Origin of the sequence: Streptomyces sp. NBC_00210 (assembly GCF_045160975.1) — a bacterium.
Lineage (GTDB): Bacteria > Actinomycetota > Actinomycetes > Streptomycetales > Streptomycetaceae > Streptomyces.
Window position 1 is genome coordinate 4,475,793 of record NZ_CP108120.1, and the last position, 17,931, is coordinate 4,493,723.

20 protein-coding genes, 2 tRNA genes and 1 pseudogene are annotated in these 17,931 nt (G+C 66.8%); 5 read left to right on the top strand and 18 right to left on the bottom strand.

The features are described 5' to 3' along the window. Positions 1-64: 64 nt before the first annotated feature. Positions 65-508, bottom strand: coding sequence for an SSI family serine proteinase inhibitor (locus OG729_RS20260; protein WP_405807498.1), 444 nt, complete (start codon positions 506-508; stop codon positions 65-67). A 265-nt stretch (positions 509-773) separates the two neighbouring features. Between OG729_RS20260 and OG729_RS20265 the strand changes: the two genes are divergently transcribed. Together OG729_RS20265 and OG729_RS20270 are read left to right on the top strand one after the other, a co-directional pair. Continuing rightward, positions 774-867, top strand: a tRNA-Ser gene (locus OG729_RS20265). A 185-nt stretch (positions 868-1,052) separates the two neighbouring features. Further along, a tRNA-Arg gene (locus tag OG729_RS20270) sits at positions 1,053-1,125 on the top strand. An 80-nt stretch (positions 1,126-1,205) separates the two neighbouring features. Here the strand turns inward: OG729_RS20270 and OG729_RS20275 are convergent. The 12 genes from OG729_RS20275 to OG729_RS20330 all read right to left on the bottom strand — a co-directional run bounded on the left by OG729_RS20275 (position 1,206) and on the right by OG729_RS20330 (position 10,620). Beyond that, complete coding sequence (locus OG729_RS20275; protein WP_405807500.1) at positions 1,206-2,489, bottom strand: tyrosine-type recombinase/integrase; 1,284 nt, start codon at positions 2,487-2,489, stop codon at positions 1,206-1,208. Further along, positions 2,489-2,686 carry a helix-turn-helix domain-containing protein gene (locus tag OG729_RS20280; RefSeq protein ID WP_405807501.1) on the bottom strand — a complete coding sequence of 66 codons (198 nt, stop codon included), beginning with the start codon at positions 2,684-2,686 and terminating at the stop codon, positions 2,489-2,491. The genes OG729_RS20275 and OG729_RS20280 overlap by 1 nt, the downstream gene beginning before the upstream one ends. A 182-nt stretch (positions 2,687-2,868) precedes the next feature. Further along, complete coding sequence (locus OG729_RS20285) at positions 2,869-4,035, bottom strand: DUF3631 domain-containing protein (protein ID WP_405807502.1); 1,167 nt, start codon at positions 4,033-4,035, stop codon at positions 2,869-2,871. Next, entirely contained in the window at positions 4,032-4,382 is a 351-nt protein-coding gene (locus OG729_RS20290; protein ID WP_405807503.1) for a hypothetical protein, read from the bottom strand. The genes OG729_RS20285 and OG729_RS20290 overlap by 4 nt, the downstream gene beginning before the upstream one ends. After that, positions 4,379-5,290: a bifunctional DNA primase/polymerase gene (locus tag OG729_RS20295; RefSeq protein ID WP_405807504.1), complete on the bottom strand. Its 912-nt coding sequence runs from the start codon at positions 5,288-5,290 to the stop codon at positions 4,379-4,381. The genes OG729_RS20290 and OG729_RS20295 overlap by 4 nt, the downstream gene beginning before the upstream one ends. Positions 5,291-5,375: 85 nt before the next feature. Further along, entirely contained in the window at positions 5,376-5,831 is a 456-nt protein-coding gene (locus tag OG729_RS20300; protein ID WP_405807505.1) for a hypothetical protein, read from the bottom strand. A gap of 204 nt (positions 5,832-6,035) precedes the next feature. After that, on the bottom strand, positions 6,036-8,156 hold the full coding sequence (locus tag OG729_RS20305; protein WP_405807507.1) for an FtsK/SpoIIIE domain-containing protein: 2,121 nt from the start codon (positions 8,154-8,156) through the stop codon (positions 6,036-6,038). Positions 8,157-8,271: 115 nt separating this feature from the next. Continuing rightward, positions 8,272-8,823: a hypothetical protein gene (locus OG729_RS20310; protein WP_405807509.1), complete on the bottom strand. Its 552-nt coding sequence runs from the start codon at positions 8,821-8,823 to the stop codon at positions 8,272-8,274. 15 nt (positions 8,824-8,838) lie between these two features. Next, positions 8,839-9,048, bottom strand: coding sequence for a hypothetical protein (locus tag OG729_RS20315; protein WP_405807510.1), 210 nt, complete (start codon positions 9,046-9,048; stop codon positions 8,839-8,841). A gap of 29 nt (positions 9,049-9,077) precedes the next feature. Next, a complete protein-coding gene (locus OG729_RS20320) occupies positions 9,078-9,461 on the bottom strand; it encodes an RRQRL motif-containing zinc-binding protein (protein WP_405807512.1) in 384 nt (127 codons plus the stop codon). Further along, entirely contained in the window at positions 9,458-10,354 is an 897-nt protein-coding gene (locus OG729_RS20325; protein ID WP_405807514.1) for a DUF2637 domain-containing protein, read from the bottom strand. The genes OG729_RS20320 and OG729_RS20325 overlap by 4 nt, the downstream gene beginning before the upstream one ends. After that, positions 10,351-10,620 carry a DUF6284 family protein gene (locus OG729_RS20330; RefSeq protein ID WP_405807515.1) on the bottom strand — a complete coding sequence of 90 codons (270 nt, stop codon included), beginning with the start codon at positions 10,618-10,620 and terminating at the stop codon, positions 10,351-10,353. The genes OG729_RS20325 and OG729_RS20330 overlap by 4 nt, the downstream gene beginning before the upstream one ends. A 494-nt stretch (positions 10,621-11,114) precedes the next feature. On the opposite strand from OG729_RS20330, the gene OG729_RS20335 reads away from it, so the two are divergent. Beyond that, positions 11,115-11,888 carry a GntR family transcriptional regulator gene (locus tag OG729_RS20335; RefSeq protein WP_405807517.1) on the top strand — a complete coding sequence of 258 codons (774 nt, stop codon included), beginning with the start codon at positions 11,115-11,117 and terminating at the stop codon, positions 11,886-11,888. A gap of 26 nt (positions 11,889-11,914) precedes the next feature. Continuing rightward, positions 11,915-12,454: a GNAT family N-acetyltransferase gene (locus OG729_RS20340; RefSeq protein WP_405807519.1), complete on the top strand. Its 540-nt coding sequence runs from the start codon at positions 11,915-11,917 to the stop codon at positions 12,452-12,454. A gap of 69 nt (positions 12,455-12,523) precedes the next feature. Here the strand turns inward: OG729_RS20340 and OG729_RS20345 are convergent, their stop codons facing one another. The 3 genes from OG729_RS20345 to OG729_RS20355 form a co-directional block, all read right to left on the bottom strand. After that, positions 12,524-13,060, bottom strand: a complete 537-nt coding sequence (locus OG729_RS20345; protein ID WP_405807521.1) for a hypothetical protein — start codon at positions 13,058-13,060, stop codon at positions 12,524-12,526. Between the two features lie 26 nt (positions 13,061-13,086). Continuing rightward, entirely contained in the window at positions 13,087-14,043 is a 957-nt protein-coding gene (locus OG729_RS20350) for a hypothetical protein (RefSeq protein WP_405807522.1), read from the bottom strand. Between the two features lie 499 nt (positions 14,044-14,542). Continuing rightward, positions 14,543-14,713: a hypothetical protein gene (locus tag OG729_RS20355; RefSeq protein WP_405807523.1), complete on the bottom strand. Its 171-nt coding sequence runs from the start codon at positions 14,711-14,713 to the stop codon at positions 14,543-14,545. A gap of 289 nt (positions 14,714-15,002) precedes the next feature. On the opposite strand from OG729_RS20355, the pseudogene OG729_RS20360 reads away from it, so the two are divergent. Next, a pseudogene (locus OG729_RS20360) lies at positions 15,003-15,458 on the top strand (IS110 family transposase); the annotation flags it as partial. Positions 15,459-15,840: 382 nt separating this feature from the next. Here OG729_RS20360 and OG729_RS20365 read toward each other — a convergent pair. Next, entirely contained in the window at positions 15,841-16,155 is a 315-nt protein-coding gene (locus OG729_RS20365) for a hypothetical protein (protein WP_405807525.1), read from the bottom strand. 414 nt (positions 16,156-16,569) lie between these two features. Beyond that, positions 16,570-17,910: a tetratricopeptide repeat protein gene (locus OG729_RS20370; protein ID WP_405807526.1), complete on the bottom strand. Its 1,341-nt coding sequence runs from the start codon at positions 17,908-17,910 to the stop codon at positions 16,570-16,572. Positions 17,911-17,931 lie beyond the last annotated feature (21 nt).

Genomic DNA, 17,931 nt, shown 5'->3' on the forward strand with positions numbered 1-17,931 from the left:
GCGGGCGCGGCGGATGAGGGGGAGCTCTCACCAAGGTTGTGTGCACATGGCGTACGCCTTGGGCTTATGACCTGGTGTTCGGCAGTACGGGTTCGAGGGTCTGCCAGCGCGAGATTTCACAGCCGTTGGTCCGGAGGAAGGTGGCGTCGACCTGACGTCCCTGCCAGGTGCCGGTGACCCGCGCGGTGGCCGGCCCGCCCATCTGCTGCGTACACATCTGGTCCTCCGGCACCGGCGCGAAGGGGTCCAGCCCCTCCTGCGCGAGCTGCTCCAGCCGTTCACAGGCCCCCTCCGCCGCGGGATGCGTCCCGCCGGTGGGCCCGCACTCGAGCTCGTATCTCCCGTCGGTCCGTGTGTTCCCCGTCTCGGCGACGGTGACCGTCAGATGATCCGCCGGCTCCGACAGCAGCGGCAGCGGAAGAGGGAGGGGCGAGGCTCCGGCGACAGACACGCCGCCGACGAGGGCGGCGGCGGAGACGGTTGCGATCAGGACGATGCGACGCAGCATGGGTGCTCCTTGAGCTGAAGAGTCACGGTTTTCGTGCGAGGCGCGAGGCGCCTGCATCTCTAACGCTCCGTGCGCCCGGGCGTTGCGCAACCGGGCAGCCGCCGCCGGGGGACGCACGGCGCCCTGGCGGGCTTTCGGGGGACACCCCATGCCCCTGGACTTTGCCCTGCGGCCCGCGTGCCTAGTACCGTGGACAGCGATTGGTGACACCCCGCCCGGCTGTGTCATCATCTGCACGCACCACTCGCGCCCGCGCGGGTGTGCTGGAGGCGTCGCCTAGTCCGGTCTATGGCGCCGCACTGCTAATGCGGTTTGGGTCTTAAAGCCCATCGAGGGTTCAAATCCCTCCGCCTCCGCCAGTTGATGACCGAAGCCCCGTCCTGACGGCCGGGGCTTCGGTCGTTCGCAGGGGGGCTTAGTACGGGCGATTCTGAGGCGTTTTCGCAGGTCAGGTGAGGTTCGGTTAACGGATTTCACCTGACGGCGCGGGTCATGTAATGTTGTTCCCGCAACGCCGACCAGGCAGAATAGCCCGGAACGCCAAGCACTCGTAGCTTAACGGATAGAGCATCTGACTACGGATCAGAAGGTTGCAGGTTCGAATCCTGCCGAGTGCACACAGCTCAAAGGCCCCTTGGGATCATCCCAAGGGGCCTTTGACATCAGCGGGTGACATCAACGCCCCCGGAAGAGGCACTCAGCCGTCGGCATCCTGTTCTGTCTCGCACCCCGCACCTTCGTCGGATTCGTCGAGCCGCAGGGCGTCGTCCATACGGTCCGCAGCGGCCCTCAGCGTCGTGCCCATCACGTGTGCGTAGGTGTCCAGCGTCATCGTGATGGTGCTGTGCCCGAGCGTTTCCATGATCGTGCGGGCGTCGACGCCCTGCGCGAGGAGCAGCGACGCGCACGTGTGACGCAGATCGTGCACTCGCACGCGCCGCACGTTCGCGTCCCTGCACAGGATCGTGAGCATCCGGTTCAGACTGCGGGGGTCTGTGACGCGGCCTGTCGCCGTGGTGAAGACCAGCCCGTCGGGGTGCCCTGGCGCGGGCTGCCACTTCTTGCCCGCCACCCTTCGCTCTCGCTCCTGCTGCTCGCGGTGCTGCGTGAGCGCCCGTACGCAATGCTTGGGCAGGCTCACCGTACGGATGGACCGCGTGGTCTTGGGCGTGCCGAAGATCAGCTCCCGCCGGATGCGCTGCACGTTTCGGCGGACCCTGAGCTGACCGCCCGCTAGATCGATATCCGACCAGGTGAGCCCGAGTACTTCGCCACGACGCAGGCCAGTCGAAACCAGCACCAGCCACAGAGCGTACAGGCGGTGAGACTTGGCGGTCTTGAGTAAAAGCCGGACCTCTGTGGCGTCCAGCGGACGCACCTCCTTGGTGGTGACGGTGGGGGTCTCCACGATCCGCGCGACGTTTCGCGCGATCAGTTCCTCGCGCATCGCTTGCTGAAGGGCGGACCGTAGAACGGCGTGGATGTACTGAACCGTGCGGGCCGACGGACCGCGCTTGCAGCACCGGCCGACTGCACAACAGGACCGCTTCTCCTCCGGCCGCTCCCTGTCCGCACCACGGAGACAGCACAGGCATGAGGCCTTGAACTCCGAGAGGAACCGGCGGACGTCTGCCGGTGACAACCGGTTCAGTTTCTTCTTGCCGAGTGCCGGCCGGATGTACAGGCGGCTCAAACCCTCGTAGCTGTTGAGCGTCGCGGGCTTGAGCCGTTCGGGTGCAATGGTGGCGAGCCAGTACGTGAGGTAGTCCCCGAATGCCATCGTGGACGACGCGGCCGGGATGCCCTGTCGGGTCTTCTCCTGCAATTCGGTGAGTTTGTCGGCGACTTCCTCGCGGGTCTTGCCGTAGACAAACTTCCGGGTTCGCGTTCCGTCGGGACGGTAGACATACGCGGCGGCGTGATACCGCCCGTCCTTGCGCCTGGTGATCGTTCCTTCACCATTGGCACGGCGCTTGGCCATTAGGCGGCCTCCTCAAGCTGGTTGCGGATGTACTGCCGCACTGCGTCGACCGGGACTCGGCGGGCGCGACCTGCGGTGAAGCTTTCGAGCTGCTTGGAGCGGAAGAGGTCGTAGACCTTGCTGCGGCTGAGGCGCAGAGCTTTCATGACCTCGGGAACGGTGAGTGCTTCGGGAGTTGCGGGTACGACGGTCAGCACGTCGACCTCCGTAAGAGGGCGGGGGCCACATGGCCCCTGCTGGGAAGTCCGCTACGTTCGCTACCGCCGCTACCTCGCAGGTCAGGGGCCCGCGGGAGGTAGCGGCAAGGGGTAGCGGTAGCGGATAGAGGCTGTTCGGTAGCGGATAGCGGGGGCGCCATCCGCTACCGGATCAGTGCAGCTCAGAGCTTGTTTTCACCCTGCGGTAGCGGAAGTAGCGGACTTTCCGGGGGTGGGGGGCAGTAGCGCTGCCAGGCGTCGTGCAGATCGGCGGCGTAGTAGCCCTTGAGGACTGCGCCGCCGGTCTTGATGTTGCGAGAGGCGACGGGATCGCCGTCGGCGGTGACGTACTCGCTGAGCATCCGGGACAGCCGTCGGTTGTCGAGGGGCTTGCCGTTGAGGTCGGCCCACGGGGCGTCGTCCATGGCGTTGAGCCGGTCCAGGACTGCGACGGTGGGCAGACGGTCGATGCCGACCATGACGTGGTCGCGCAGGTCGGTGAGGAGGCGGATGCCGATGCTGCCCTTGTCGTTGGCGCGGGAGGCTTTGACCAGGGCAAGGCAGGCTTTGCGGGTGCGGTCGGGCCAGTGCCCTCCGGCCGCGTCCGCGATGGCGAGCAGCGGTTCCCACACGTCGGCGGGCCGGTCGGCTACGCCTTCGGGCATCTCGGGGAAGACGTCGGTGACTTGCTCCTGGATGGTCTCGGCCCACTTGGCCAGTCGGTCACGGAGCTTGTGGCCCTCGTGGACGTGGATGCGGGTGCGGAAGGGCTCCACCTTTTCGTTCCTGGCCCGGCGTCGCATGCGGATGATGACGGACCGGGTCATGATCGTGTCCGGCAGTTTGCCGAGTCCCGCGACGGCGACCGCGCAGAACGACGGGAAGCCCTGTACTTGCTGGTTGGCGCCATCCCCGACGCACCGGTACATGTCGCGCCCGCGGGTGTGACCGGCGTTGATGAACCCTCGGAGCTGTTCGTTCTCTCCGGCCTTGGGGCCAAAGATGGTGTCGATCTCGTCGAACAGGATCGTTGGCCGACCGCCGTCGATACCGGAGACGGACCGGAACAGGGCGGCGGCGGACGCGTCCACGGCCGCCATAGCACGCGGCACGAGCGTTTCGACGACTTCCAGGGCCCGGGACTTCCCCGACCCCGGTTCCGGGGACAGGAACGCCAGACGGGGCGTGGAGTCGAACGCGTCGAGCAGGTGGGCGTGTACGTCCCACAGCGCGACGGCGACGTAGGCGGCCTCGGTGGGGAAGACGTTGAAGCGGCGGTGGAAGGCTTCCACCTCGTCGAGCAGGGCGGCTCCGTCGATGGTGGCCGGGTTGCGGCTCTCTGCGGTCATGCTGCGGCCCTCCCTTCCTGGTGGGTGCGGAGCGGGCATTCGTCGCGGTGGGCGGTGTGGTCGTCGATCAGGGCGAGCACGCGGGCTTTGCCGACGGCGCTGCGGTCATGTCCGCACCGGCACTTTGAGGTGGCGGTGGGCATAGCGCCGCGCGGGGCGCTGATGTGCAGCCACGCGATGGGGTGGCGGCCGTGGCCGCGCTGCGGGTCAGGGCGAACAGCAATGGGGACGCCTTCGGCGACGCCCTTCAGGTCGCCCACGGCCGTCTCTGCCATCGGCGGTGTGGCGGCCTGCGGTCCGTTGGTGTGGGGGTGGCCTTCCAAGGGGGGATGGGGTTGGGTGTTCATGCCGCATCCCGGGGTCGGGCTTTGCGGATGGAGCCGTCCAGGGCGCTGCGGATCGTGGCGCGGCACTCCGCGACGGTGAGTCCGCGGGCCTCTCCAGCCGCTTGGAAGGCGTCCTCCACCACGTGCCGGGGGACGTCGCCCCACGCGACGAAGCGCCCCACCTTGAAGGCGCACCGGTTCAGCGTGATGTTGCGCTGCTTGTCCGGCGCTGCGGACACCACGGCGCACTCCCACTCCAGCGCGGTCAGTGCCGCGCGGCTGCCGCTGACGGCGGGCAGGGCGAAGGCTTTGACCGGTGCGGGCGCGGGGGGCTGGAGCAGGTTGAACAGCCACCCGGACAGTTCCGCTGGGGGCCTGTCGTCGGCGACGCTGTACGCGCCGTGCGGGGTGATGCTGCCCGCAGCGACGACGTAGCCGCCCCACGCGCGCGTGTCGACCAACGGGGCAAGCGTTCCAGCCGTGTTGCCCAGTCGCACGCCCGACGGCGGGGCGAGGTAGAGGTGCCATCCCCTGCTCGCGGTCCGCGTCCCATGGGTATCCGGGACGGCATGGCCGGTGCGCTCGCAGAGCGCCTTGAAGGTCGCCGCGCCGTCAGGCGCGTCCGAACTGCCTTTGTCCTTTGGCATGTCGAGGTCGACGACCAGCAGCCCGGAAGGGCCGGTAGCGATACCGACGTTGAACGGGCCCCGCGACCAGGTGGCGCGGATGCGATCGGGGTCGGTGGTGGCCCGCTGTTCCCACTTGCGGTGGCCTCCCCCGCACACCCCAGTGTTGGGGCAGGCTGCCTCTCCGTGCAGGGCAGGTCGCTTGGTACCGGGGCGGAGAGGGAAGACGTGCCAGCCGCGCTCAGCGGCCCGCAGGGCAGCGTCCAGTAACGACGCTCGCGTCTTGTCGGTGGGTTGGGTCATGCTGGAGACCTCCAACAGGTCTGTTGAGGACTGGAGACCAGGGCGGCCCGAGGCTTTGGCGAGACGCGGGCCGCCTTTGGCGTAGCTAGCTGTGGAAGTGGTTGCGTTTGATGACGGCTTTGCGGATGTTGACTGTGGTCCCGCCGCTGTGGCCGCTCGCGCTGAAGATCTGGACGGCGATCCAGCCGCCGAAGATGACGGCCGCCAGGATGATGAGCTGCTGAACCAGGGCGGCCAGGGCCGCGATGAACGTGGTGAGCAGGAGCAGCCCGCCGCAGACGGCGCCGAACCCGACGCCGCCGAGAGCGATGTTCACCGCCGTGCGGGAGACGACCGGTTTGGCGGCGACGGGTTCGGGCTTGGCGGGCTCGATGGCGTAGCCGGTGACGACCCGCCCGTCGGGCAGGACGATGCTCGCCACGGCCGGGATGGTGCCCGGCTGCACCGGCACGAGCGGCGCCACTTGCACGGGGGTGATGGGTGCGGGTTGGTGGACGGTCACGGCCCGTTCAGCGGGCAGGCCGGGGTTGTCGGGATACATCCGGAATCCCTTCTCGGATCGGGGCAGGGAGGCTGAGACACCCCCCTCGGTGGGGCGCGTGGAAGGGGGTTGAGGGGTGCTGAGCTGGGCGCTTCCCTGTCTCCCTGCGAGATCATTGGTGCAGGTCAGGGCGAGGGAGGCGGGTCAGGGAGGGGTTGAGGGAGTTCTCCCTGTCTCCCTGGCCCGCCGGGGTGTGGCTCCCTGTCAGTGCGCGGCGGAAGCGGAACCGTCCTCGTGGCGGTTTGCGAGGGCGCGTGCGATGCGGTCGCGGCCGACGACCATGCGTCCGTCGGACTTGTACGGCTCGTCACCCGCGTCCGCCAGGACCCGCTTCAGGTCCGCGTGCGTCCACGTGCCGTAGGCGTCCTCGTTGAGGGCGCGCAGGCGCTGCAGCACGTCCTGTGTGAGCAGGCGCGGTGCTTCCCCGATGACGGTGGCGATGTCCGCGAGCGGGTCGCGCTGCTCGCCCCGCTCGATGCTCTGAACGGTGGTGACCCCGTCGCGCAGGGCCCGCGCACGCGCGGTGATCTCGGCAGCCTGGTCGGTGTCGATGTAGTGCGTGCGGACCGTGATGGACGCCTGGCCTGCGGGAATGTCGATGCCATCGCTCGCGACGACCACGGTCCCCTTGTCCAGTCCGGGACGCAGCAGGTTCGGTGCGGCGCCGCCGTCCACGGCCTTGTCACCCAGCGCCATGCGGGCCTGTGACTCGGTGCCCAGTGCGAGGGATGCGCGGGTGTGTGCACCCTCGCGGACCAGCTTGGGAAGGTTCTGGTCGGTCGGGTCCTGGGTGCCCTGCCACAGCGTCACGTTCACCGCACGGCCCTGGTTGTGGATCTTCCGGGCGGCCATGAAGTACCGGGACGTGGCCTTCGAGCCGCCGTACAGCCGCTTGTCCTCGTCCTGAATCGGGCACATGAACGCCACCTGCGCTTCGTCCACGATGCCGACCAGCGGCGGGAACACGGTCCCGGGCGGCGCCTGAAGACGGCGCTCCATCTCGGCAACGAGACCTTCCAGCATCTCGGTTGCCTGAATGACGTGGTCGTCCGTCGGACCCTGGATCAGCACCGTCGCCAGCCCCAGGAACATGGCCCAGTCCCCTGCGCCCTTGAGGTCAGCGATGCGGAACTCGACCGTGCGGTCAAGCGCCAGCCACAGCGCGAGTGCGCGTAGGGCGGCGGTCTTGCCCTGGTTGGACAGGCCGGTGATCAGGAGGTGGCGCTGATACAGGCTGATCGCGGCGGCGTCGCCGCGCAGGTCCTGACCCCAGGGGGCGCGTCCGGTCTTGTAGTTGGCGGTCAGCGTCTCGTCCGTGACCAGCGGAGACGGGCCGATCGGCTCGTCCAGCGCGCCACTGTCCGCGACCCACAGGCGCACCGTGCGGGCCGCCTCGGGGATCGTGATGAACACCTCGTGCTCGTGCCGGGACAGGTTCTCCGCGAGCTTGCGCCGGCGCTTTTGCACCTCGTCCGTCGAAACACCCGAGGGCAGGGTGACGTCGACTTCTACGCCGCATCCGGCGATCCGGATCGGTCCGAGCATCGACGCCCCGGCGTCGCCCATCTCCTTGATGGCGTTGCGCAGCGGGGCGATGCCGAGGTTGCGCAGCGCGAGCACCACGATCGACGGGGTGATGGGTTCGCCATCGGTGTTCCGGTCGCGGACCGGGAGCGCCCATTGGGGTGCGGCCTGCTGGTTCTTGCCCACGGCCCACAAGCCGATCAGGGCAGCCCACGGGCCGATCGTGACCAGCGGACCCCACACGACCGAGGCGATGAACACGACCCACGAAATGAGCTGGACCACGGCCATCGTCGGGGTAGCGACGTCGGCGAAGTCCTTGTTCGCGACGGCGAGGGCGATGCCGAGCAGGAGCAGCACACCGGCGCCCATCCCGGCACCGGCCGCCACACCCTTGGCCGCATCCAAGGGTGCGGTGAGCAGGTCCATGCGGCGCTGGTGGCGGGCCTGCCTGTAGCGCTGCCCGCGCTCTTCCCACTCGGCGGCTACCTCGTAGTTGCCTGCTGCTTCGGCGGCGCGGAGCATGCGTTCGTAGCGGGATGCGGTGCGGCCCTCCCAGGTGCGGCGGACCATGATCCGCGTTCCCCCGGCGACGTAGAGGCCGTGGCGGGCGACCGCGCGGCAGGCGGTCTTGGTGTTCTCGTGGGTGACCGCCATGCGGATGGCGCGTGCGGAGCGCGCCCACAGCGGCACAGTCGGCGTTTCGACGGCGGGCGCTGCTACAGCAGCCACCGGGGGCCCAGCGGGCGCCTGCGAGGCGTCCTGCGGGTCTTTGAAGAGGCGAACGACGTTGTCGCTCATGATGGGAGTCTCCTGACTGCCCCTGAACCAGGGGCGGGCATGGGGTGTTGCCGGGGTGGCCTGCTTCCTTGGCCGGGACAGCCACCCCGGCAATCAATCGATGAGTGCAGCCGCTTCAAGCAGCGGCGGGAACGAGCTGGTTGGCCAGGTACTCGACGCCGTACGCCTCGCGCTCCTCCTGCTCAAGGCAGCGCTCGTGCTCGCGGGCCTGGCGGCGGGACTGCTTCTCGACTCCGAGGGAGTCGCGCAGGTCCCGCACGATCCGCTCACGCACGCCCTTACGGCTGAACTGCATGGCGTGGACCAGCTCATGCACGAGCGTGACGGCGAACTGGGCAGGGCTGGCGTGCTGGTCGACGTTGACCACGACCAACACCCCGCCGTTGGCGAGCGGGACTGCACGGCCTGCGGCATCGCGGGCATGCCGGTTGGCCTCCCGCAGCGCACGGGCCTGAACGCGCTTGTCGACACCACCGGCCATCTCGACTGCGGCGGCCGTGGCCAGCTCCGCCAAGCCGCGCGGGGTGGCGAGGGTGATCTGAACATCCGGCATCCGGCCGGGCACGGACCGGTCCACGAGCGGCGCCGCCTGCTCGGCCAGACGCTTGGCCGTACGCAGGGTTGCACCGTAGCCGAACAGCTTGTGTGTGGTGACGGTGAGCTTCACGACGTCTCCGTTCGTTCAGGCGGGCAGGAGCGCGATGTCTGCGATACGGCCGGTGCAGCCGTGCGCGGTGAGCCATGCGGCGATGTCGCGCAGGGCCTTGGCGCGGCAGTAGCCGCGCGGGCCGGTGACGGTGCCGGAGGCGAACGCGGGGCCCTTGCCGGGCACGGTCACCCAGCCGTGCCAGTGGTAGGCGACGACGTTCGGGGCAGCATTGGTGCTGGTCACAGCGGAACTCCTAGGTCTCGTCGGGGTGTTCAGGCGGCGCGCTGGTCCTTAAGGCGGGTGTGGCACATGCCGCACATGCCGAGGGAGGGCGGGATGCAGTAGCCGACGTCGAGACGGCACACGGGGCAGGTGCGGCGGGCGAGCATCGCCAGGGCGAGGGCGCCCCACTTGCGGGAGGTCATCGGTCGTACAGGCTTGGCACGGTCGATGCGGTAGAGGTAGGCGACCAACGGACCGCGCCGGTAGCGCAGCCTCAGCACCTGTGCGGCTATGGGTTGGCCTCCCGGACGCAGGCCCTGCGCACGCAGTTGGCGCCGCGTGGCGAAACCGTCGGGGGCCAGGCGCCACGGGTAGGTAGGGAGACCATGAACAGCGCCGTTCGGGTCGTAGCACTTGCCGAACGCCGGGCTCATCGGGCGACTGCCTTACCGGCTCGCTCACCGCGCAGGGTGTCGCGCAGCATCCGCGCGTTCGCCGGGGAGGTGCGGACGTTCCGGCGGATGCCCTCGGCGGTCAGCTCCGCATCCGGCCAACCCGCCGTCACTGTGCGGGCTTCATCGAGCAGTTGAGCCGCAGTCCGCTTCGGGCGGGTCGATCGGGCCGCCTCGGGCACCCGACCGGTTGTCCGACGCGGCCGGGGCGACTCAGCTGCCACCGCACGCCGCTCGATCGCGGCAACCCGGATCGGGGCGACGGACGGGAAGGGCTTGCGCGGGAGAGCCGACTTCACGTGCGCCACGGCCACCGGATCGGGCATCCGCACCGGCGCCATGGGCACCGGCTGCGGGGTCGATTCCGGGAGGTCAGCCGTAGACCGATTACTCACGCTCTCGGTCGATTCCTCCACATTCGCGCCCACGGTTGGGATCGGGGTGGGTCGGTGGTGCAGCACCTTGGCGACCAGGTCGGATCCGAAGTAGATCGAGCCGACCGGAAGCGACGTCGCCAGCAGCACGAGCGCCCAGTTCGCCGGGTCCCAGTCGGCCAACCGTCCCCAGTCGACCGTGCGGCCGTGCAGCTGCGGCACCAGGCCGTGCACGTAGTTGAGGACCAGCGAGGCGAGCGTGTAAGTGCCCAGCACCCGCAGCGCGAACGTGCGATCCCGACCCGCCAGCACCAGGGTGGCGACCAGAGCCAGGGCCATCAGGCCGTCGACCACGAACGGATACAGGGTCGCGGCCGTGTGGTCCGCACCGACCGCGTTGGCGATGTCCCGCAACGCGTTCCACGAGACCCGGAACGCCATGGCGACCACGGCGACCAAGGCCAGCACCAGGGCGGCTCGCCCCTTGCGGTGGAGGCTCATGCCGCACCGCCCGCCCGCGTCGCGTCGGCGGACTGGTTGGCCAGCTCCCGCCGCGCGGCCAGCACCCGACGGCGGGCCCGGCGGATACGCCGCGCGTCCAGCTCGGTCGGGATGCGGTCGAGCGTGATGATCTGCGCGTCCAGCAGCTCGATGTCCGCCGTGATGACGGGCATCTCGCGCTCGATCGCGTCCAGCTCCGCGGCCGTCGGCTCGCGGTCGAAAACGACGGCGGTAACAACCGCCTGAACAGCACCGATGTGCTCCATGGGTCGTGTTCCTCTCAGCGTGGAACGGCCCGAACAGCGGCTCCCGGGGTGCCACCCGGGAGCCGCGCGCCGTTGAAGTCGGAACATCCGGCTCCCCTCAGCGCTGCTCGTACGAGACGAGCAGCGGAGGCAACCGGCCGCAGCCATCGAGCTGCGGAAAGGTCGAAACGCTCTGTACTCGCACACGGGACAGAACCCGCGCACGCCGCCCACTTGCTCGCAGAGGTAGGGCGGTCTCCCTCAAGCACGCTGTTGAGTTCTCAAGGCGCAGTCGCTGCCGACGAGCGCGGTAACCCCTGGTCAGAGGCGCTCCCGTCTTCACGGGGCCCGCCGGGCGCTGTCAGTGCAGGCAGGCACCTTTATAGGAGTTGCACCACCTGCTCAGCTTGTTGGTACAAGCTGATGCAGTGATGCTGCACCCACGGACGGTGAGTCGTCAAGGGATTGGGGGCTACATGTACCAACAAGTTGCGCGAGTGCGTCATGATGAGGGCATGAACAAGCAGCCGAAGTACCGGCAGGTGGCCGACGCCCTGCGCCGAGAGATCGACAACGGCACGTTCCCACCTGGGTCGCGGCTGCCGTCTGAGAGTGAGCTATCGGCCCGCTTTGACGCCTCGCGGAACACGGTCCGAAATGGACTGAGTCTGCTGGTCAGCGAGGGCTTGATTGCGTCCAGCCAGGGGCTCGGGTACGAAGTCCGGTCCCACGAGGTCTTCGAGCTCAACGCATCCCGGTTCGAGAACCTGAACTTCCCGCAGAACGGCGATGCGTACAACACTGACGTGACGAACGCCGGCCGCCGACCGCATCAGACATTCCGAGTCGAGATGCTGCCTGCCTCGGAGTATGTGGCCCAGCGGCTGAAGGTTGAGGTTGGCGCCAAGACGGTTCTGAGGTTCTGCCACCGGTACGTAGATGACGTGCCGTGGTCCACGCAGGCGACCTATTACCCGGCATGGCTGATCGAAGAGGCGCCTCGTCTGGCTGAACCGGGGGATATCGCGGAGGGAACGACGAGGTACCTAGCGGCCCATGGAATCGAGCAGATCGGGTACTTCGACGAGATTGCCACGCGTATGCCGACACCGGATGAGGCTCGCCTACTGGAGGTCGGCGCCGGTGTGCCAGTGCTGCTCTGGACGCGAACGGGCTACTCGGCAGACCGACCCGTCCGGTGCACCATCACAACCTTCCGGGGCGATCTGAACCGGATGAACTACGAGACCGGCGACCTGTCCGCCCGAAGTGAGAACGAGCCTCAGTGAGAATCATCCCTGCCCAACCGGGCGACGTGGCCAAGCTGCTCGACTTCCGAGAGGAGGCCGCAGCCTGGCTCTCTCGCGTTGGAACCGACCAGTGGCAACGGCCCTACCCAGCTGACAAGTTGTTGGCCACCATCGAGGCAGGCACCGTCTTCATGGTCATAGATCGTGCCGCGACGGCTGCCACAATCACTCTGACCTCTGACGCAGAAGCGGGGCTCTGGACAGACCGGGAGCTCGCAGAACCCTCTATGTTCATCAACAAACTCACAGTCGCACGCACGCATGCTGGACAGAACGTCGGCGGGCGTCTGCTCGATTGGGCAGGAGATCGGGCGTATCGAGCAGGCGCGAAGTGGCTACGACTGGACGCGTGGACAACCAACACGGCGCTACAGGAGTACTACCTGCGTCAGGAATTCGAGTATGTGCGGACGATCCGTGAGGGCACTGCTGTGAACGGAGGACCCCGGGTATCTGGGTGGCTTGCTCAGCGTCCCGCGCGACCTGCGGATCACGGATTCGCGGATGAAACTCCTGATCCTGAGCCTGTCACCCAAGCAGACTGAGCTGCGGTTCGCGTGGGAGTAGCGCATTAAGGCCCCGACTCGACGCATGAGACAACGACGCTGGGAGGCTTACCTGCCTTTGGGGGGAAGGTCTGCAATCTTCTGATGTGCATACCAAAGGCGTTTGAGCGCCATCAAGACTGTCATCATCAGATGCAGGAAGAGGAATACCAATACGCCTGTCCACCAGGGACCTAGAGCTGCCTTTGCCGGATGCGTGGCACCCGCTACCACAATGAGACTCACCAGCAAGCAGCCGATAATCACAGACCAGCCAAGGTTTGCGAATAACTCTGCAACCTGCTTCACGACTACATGTTCGGAATCAAGACCTTCATCCCTGCGAACGCGCAGGCTTAGAGTAAATGTGTTGGTCAGAAGGCCAAACAGCAGGCCGGTGAATACACCAATCCCCCCTAAGAGGCGGGACACGTCCATTAGTTGAAATTTTCCGGCGCTCGCCATGATAGACGCGACAAGAGCCACTACCCCAGGCCCCCCTAGAAACGACAGGTAATCTGAAGGGAGCATTTTCCCAGAACGCGCGTCCGTGTAGGTGGCAAAGTGCGCGCGCGCGATGCTTGCGACGCTCCACTTGGCGCTCATGTTCCCTCCGGCTCCTCGGCCTCAGGTCACGCCTGCCAGTCTCCCTGGCTGACCCCCATGAGCTCCAGTGAAGCACCTACCTCTGACAGTACCTCCCTTCTGAAGGTGGCATCGTCCGGGCGTTCGCCGTCCGGGGTCTCGACTTGGTACATGAAACGCGGAAACTCTCGCCCTACGACGATTGTCCGACTCTTGCCTTCTCGCTCGATTTCGAGGTGCACTTCATCTGGCTCCGGCAGACCCTCGATGTGGAACACCGCACTTGGCGGAAGTTCCCTAGCGTATGCCCGCGATATCCAGTCCTTCGGGAGCTGCCTGCCCCAGCCGCTCTTCGCTGTGAACTCTTTTGTTTTGATTCCCACAGCGCCGTCAGAGTCGGCAACGTGAGCCAGAAACTTAACCTCGTGCAGCTCAGACTCGCTTATGAACGCTTTCCATGCATCAGTGTTCTGAAGCGGGGAGCGGCGAACAACAAGCCTATCGTTGTCATATTCGGCCCTGAACCAGTCGCTAAACGTTGTCCATAGCGACGTTATCGCCGAGGAATGACCTATCACCTCGGTTACCCAGAGGGCTGAGTGCCCAGATCGCGGCACCACGAAGAACTGGCGTAGCGGGTAAGTGGGGGCATCTTCATTGCCGATAGAGTATGCGTCATCCCCCGTCGCCGTGTTGACCACTTTCCCTGTGTTTCCGAAGCGACCCGACTCTACAGTTGGCCAAAGAGTCCTGTGCTCTTCGTCCATGCCCATCAAGCGGATGTAATGCTCACCATGGGATAAGGTGATTCCCTTGACTCCGAGGCCGTCTCGCATGAAGCGCCGGAGCGAGTCGAGGAGATCGTGCCTCCTGGAGTTGAACTCGACTACCGGGCGACTGGAATTTTTTCGATTGTGCTGCCGAACCCCAAATTCGTAGATGCAGAACTGAAAAGAAGGCAACCGGGTTCCCCATCTCGTGTCAGTGGCGGTGAGCTCTGTCAACTGGCGGTGATCGTATGGTGCCGCATCTGACACGATTTCGGGGCCATATGCACGCATTCACCTCGCAGGCTGCACATCAGCTACCAAGCTGACCAGAAGCCAAGGCCACGACGCCTCCCTCCCGACCTCGCCGCGGCGCTGAACAACCAGTCCATCCATCTAGGCTCGCACCAGACACGGGGTCCGGGGGTGACGCAACAGTGGCGTTCTGCCAATGGTGACCTCACCAGCGAAAAGAGCGTCGCGCCCTGACATCAATCGCTGACATCAACAGCCACGTACACCGACGCACAGTCGCGGACCCGTGTGCCGACGCAATGCGGGATCGTAGCTGCGGAGCGGCTGATCGGCGGGATCTACAGGCAGGGGGCACGCGCCTACGGATCAGAAGGTTGCAGGTTCGAATCCTGCCGAGTGCACAACAGGCCAGAGGCCCTGTCGAGAGATCGACAGGGCCTCTGCTTTTTGCCTTGACGGAGGTGGTTGACGGCAACCGCTTCTAGATCGCGGCGATTACTCCAGCCGTACCGTCATCGCCGTCCTGCCGGTTGCCGTCAACGCCTGCCAGCGCATCACTGACGCGGTCGAAGGCGGCCCGCTGGGTGTCCAGCCGGACGAACGTGTAGACGTCCATGGTCACGCGGATCGAGCTGTGTCCGAGGACTTCCATGATCGTCCTGGCGTCGGCCCCTTGCCCGAGTCGCGGAAAGCTTACGGGCCCCGATCTCTCGCCCCATGGCAGCTCCCGCCCAGCCGCTCCGTAAGTTGTTCAGCGGTCCGGGGGAGTCGGGTGTGGCTCTAAAACCGCTTGCCGCAGGTGGCTCCGGTGGAGTGGCCGCCCGATTCTCCGGGACGCCCCGGCCGCTGATTGAGATGTGCGCATTGGTCGCTGTTTACGGAGCTGACGGCGGGTGTTCCTCGGGCCGAACGGCATGCTGCCCGACGCTGAGGAGGCACACATGATCGAGCATCTGAACCGGCTCTGGGTCGGGATCGACGCAGGTAAGGCTCATCACTGGCTGGCCGCGGTCGACGACACCGGGGCAACGGTTTGGAGCCGGAAGGTTCCCAACGACGAGGCCTCGATTCTCACCGCGCTCGGCGAGATCCTCGATCTCGCTGACGGGGTGCACTGGGCGGTGGACATCGCCGGCACAGCATCCGCCCTGCTGCTGGCGTTACTCGCCGCCCACGGCCAACAAGCGGTCTACGTTCCCGGCCGCACGGTCAACCGCATGTCAGGTGCCTACCGCGGTGAAGCCAAGACCGACGCCCGTGACGCCTACGTCATCGCCGACACCGCGCGCCTGCGGCGCGACTTCAGCTCCATCGACGTGCCCGCCCAACTGGCCGCCAATCTCGCCCTGCTGACCGCTCACCGATCCGACTTGATCGCCGACCGGGTCCGGATGCTCACGTGGTTTCCCTGGCTGAGGCCAGCCAGGCGACATGGCCCAACGAGACGCACTCGATCCGAGCGTACGTGCGGCGCGCGGGCGGCAAGACAGTCCGTGCCAAGCAAACATTGCCGCTCGCCCTTCGGGGCAGCTCGTCACCGGAATGAGCTCCCACCGGCGAGTGCCCTAGCCACCGGACGGTACCGGGCCGTGAGTCTGACGCGTCGCACCAGCAGCTACAGACCGCAAGTGGCCGTGCCACTCCCGTGCCAGAAGAGACGGAGAGTCACGGTGAATCAAGGCGAGCAGGAGAGAAGATAGCCCGGCCCTGCCGAAAGCTGACGCTCCCAGGTCACGCCCACGATCGCCCCACCACGCTCCTAAGGCGGTGGTTCCAGGCTTAGCGGGTCCACAGACGCTGGAAGTCGTCGGCTGTGATGACTTCCAACGGATCCTCCTCCGGATCGATCGCTCGGTCTGTCAGGCCGCCGTGTTCATCATCCAGGTGTTCCCAGGAGTATCGGTAGAGACCGCCGTCCGAAGTGAGCTCGGCCTGCTTGACGACGATCAACTCGGCGCCGTCGGGGACGCCCTCGATGTACCACAGTCCGCCCTCTTCGTCGGCATGGCGAAAGTGGTGCCGCTGGGTGGCCCCTTCATCGAGTGCTCGGTAGTAGGCCGCGGTGTCTGCCGCGATGCGCGCGAAGTCTGTCACGTGGGCATAGTGCCAGCGAGCGCGCGCCGCAACTGAGCTCGGGTGACATCACCAGGTGACATCAACGGTGGCGGACGACGCAGTAGCGAACGAACCGAGTCTGCGACATCTCTGCCGAGCGAGGGCAGCGTTTTCGAGCAAGGTTGAGCCATGGAGCGAACCTACAAGGCAGGTGTCGGCGACGACGCTCGTGCCAGATCCGTGCCAGATCGAGCGGTCAGTCACGGTCAATTGGGGCGCGAGACGGTGCAGGAAAGCGCCGACAGGCCCAGCGCTGTTGTACGCCTGTTGACCAGCCAAGACCGGCCTGTGATCGGCGCCAGGCTTACAAAGCAGCCCTCTATATGCGTCGTGATGTCGCGGGATCGCCGCCGTCGCCCCGAGTGTGCGGACGTCAACCCGTACCGCGCTTGGTCAGCCGACGAGCGCAGAGGGTGCGACAGCGCGGGCACGGTCGTGGAGTTCTCGGGCCGCAGCAGTCTTCAAGTGGGGGCGGATCAGGCTGAGCATGGTCTTCACGCGATCGTCAGCACGGCCCGACTGGACCTTGGGGTAGTCGTCGAGTGCCAGGTTCCAGGTAGCGCAGGCCGCTTCCAGGTGGCCGATCTCCAGTTGCCGTTCAGCCAGCAGGCCGCGCCGCTGTACCCGGGTGCGCCGATAGACGCTGGGGCGGAGCTCGTCCGCTTGCTGCATAGCCTCGACTGCCCCGGCCTTGTCGCCGAGTTCGTACCGGACTTGGCTGACGTGATAGTTGAGCGAAGACGGGTCGTAAGAGCCGAACGCCTTTCCGCGTGACTCGGCGCGGTCCATGGCAGCTTCGGCTTCACGGATATAGCGCAGCGCACTCGTGCGGCCTCCGGTCTGGGCGGAGGCGTGGGCCTGCTGGCCGACGAGGAAGGCGAGCATGCGTGGCCCAGCCTTCGGGGCGGCGGCAGCAGCTGCGTCGGCCAGTTCCATGGCCTTGGCTCCGTGGCGCAGGTCCACCGCTTGCACACTCATGCCGCGCAGCGTGGTGCAGTACGTGAGGTGATCCCCCGCCGCACCGGCCAGCTCCAAGGCCTTGACGTAGTAGCGCTGCGCGAGCCCGTGGAGCCCTTCGTCCACCGCCATGTAGCCCGTGAGATACAGCAGGTCGGAGGCCGCGGAAAGCATCGCTTGCCGTACGTGCTCCGGAGCATCCGCCCGCAGATACGCGGCCACCGTGTTGACCATGAACGACGCTGCCATGGGGCGGGCGTGCCGACCGCCGAACTGGTCGTCCAGTTCCGAGACCCGCTCAGTCATGGAGATGACCATGTCCACCTCGTTCATGCCGATGCGTGAGGTTCGGCCGGTCTGAACGGCCTCAGCACGGCCGACGACATCGGGCCAGCCGGGGATGGTCAACGCGACGGAGAAGAGACCGGCGCCCAGGACGCTCCTGCGTGAAGGGTCCATGTCCTGCCTCCCCAGGTCGATCATCCCTTCCACGGTATCCGCAGCCGTGGGGGAGTGATCAGTGGGAATTGGCAGGCCTGCCTCGGCGTGGGTGACGGGGCGGCCGAGCCGTCGCGACAGAGCTTCGAGAATGCAGGTCCGAACCGACTTGCGGGGAGTGGTTCCGTCGAGCCAGTGGCTCACCGCCGATTCGTCATAGCGGAGCGGGAAGCCGGTCTCGGTGCCGACGCGGTTCACCGCGCGCGCGAACTGGCGGTACGTCCAGCGGCTCTCAGTCAGCAGCCGGGCAAGCGCCATGTTCGGTAAGCGCTTTGCCATGACCTCAACTCCCCGTGCTCT

What these genes read in the sequence shown, in the direction of transcription:
- OG729_RS20355 (WP_405807523.1), bottom strand. Translation starts at nt 14,713, where the DNA reads ATGGAAGTCCTCGGACACAGCTCGATCCGCGTGACCATGGACGTCTAC.
- OG729_RS20320 (WP_405807512.1), bottom strand. Translation starts at nt 9,461, where the DNA reads ATGAGCCCGGCGTTCGGCAAGTGCTACGACCCGAACGGCGCTGTTCAT.
- OG729_RS20285 (WP_405807502.1), bottom strand. Translation starts at nt 4,035, where the DNA reads ATGACCGCAGAGAGCCGCAACCCGGCCACCATCGACGGAGCCGCCCTG.
- OG729_RS20295 (WP_405807504.1), bottom strand. Translation starts at nt 5,290, where the DNA reads ATGACCCAACCCACCGACAAGACGCGAGCGTCGTTACTGGACGCTGCC.
- OG729_RS20325 (WP_405807514.1), bottom strand. Translation starts at nt 10,354, where the DNA reads ATGAGCCTCCACCGCAAGGGGCGAGCCGCCCTGGTGCTGGCCTTGGTC.
- OG729_RS20305 (WP_405807507.1), bottom strand. Translation starts at nt 8,156, where the DNA reads ATGAGCGACAACGTCGTTCGCCTCTTCAAAGACCCGCAGGACGCCTCG.
- OG729_RS20290 (WP_405807503.1), bottom strand. Translation starts at nt 4,382, where the DNA reads ATGAACACCCAACCCCATCCCCCCTTGGAAGGCCACCCCCACACCAAC.
- OG729_RS20330 (WP_405807515.1), bottom strand. Translation starts at nt 10,620, where the DNA reads ATGGAGCACATCGGTGCTGTTCAGGCGGTTGTTACCGCCGTCGTTTTC.
- OG729_RS20260 (WP_405807498.1), bottom strand. Translation starts at nt 508, where the DNA reads ATGCTGCGTCGCATCGTCCTGATCGCAACCGTCTCCGCCGCCGCCCTC.
- OG729_RS20300 (WP_405807505.1), bottom strand. Translation starts at nt 5,831, where the DNA reads ATGTATCCCGACAACCCCGGCCTGCCCGCTGAACGGGCCGTGACCGTC.
- OG729_RS20345 (WP_405807521.1), bottom strand. Translation starts at nt 13,060, where the DNA reads ATGAGCGCCAAGTGGAGCGTCGCAAGCATCGCGCGCGCGCACTTTGCC.
- OG729_RS20370 (WP_405807526.1), bottom strand. Translation starts at nt 17,910, where the DNA reads ATGGCAAAGCGCTTACCGAACATGGCGCTTGCCCGGCTGCTGACTGAG.
- OG729_RS20335 (WP_405807517.1), top strand. Translation starts at nt 11,115, where the DNA reads ATGAACAAGCAGCCGAAGTACCGGCAGGTGGCCGACGCCCTGCGCCGA.
- OG729_RS20275 (WP_405807500.1), bottom strand. Translation starts at nt 2,489, where the DNA reads ATGGCCAAGCGCCGTGCCAATGGTGAAGGAACGATCACCAGGCGCAAG.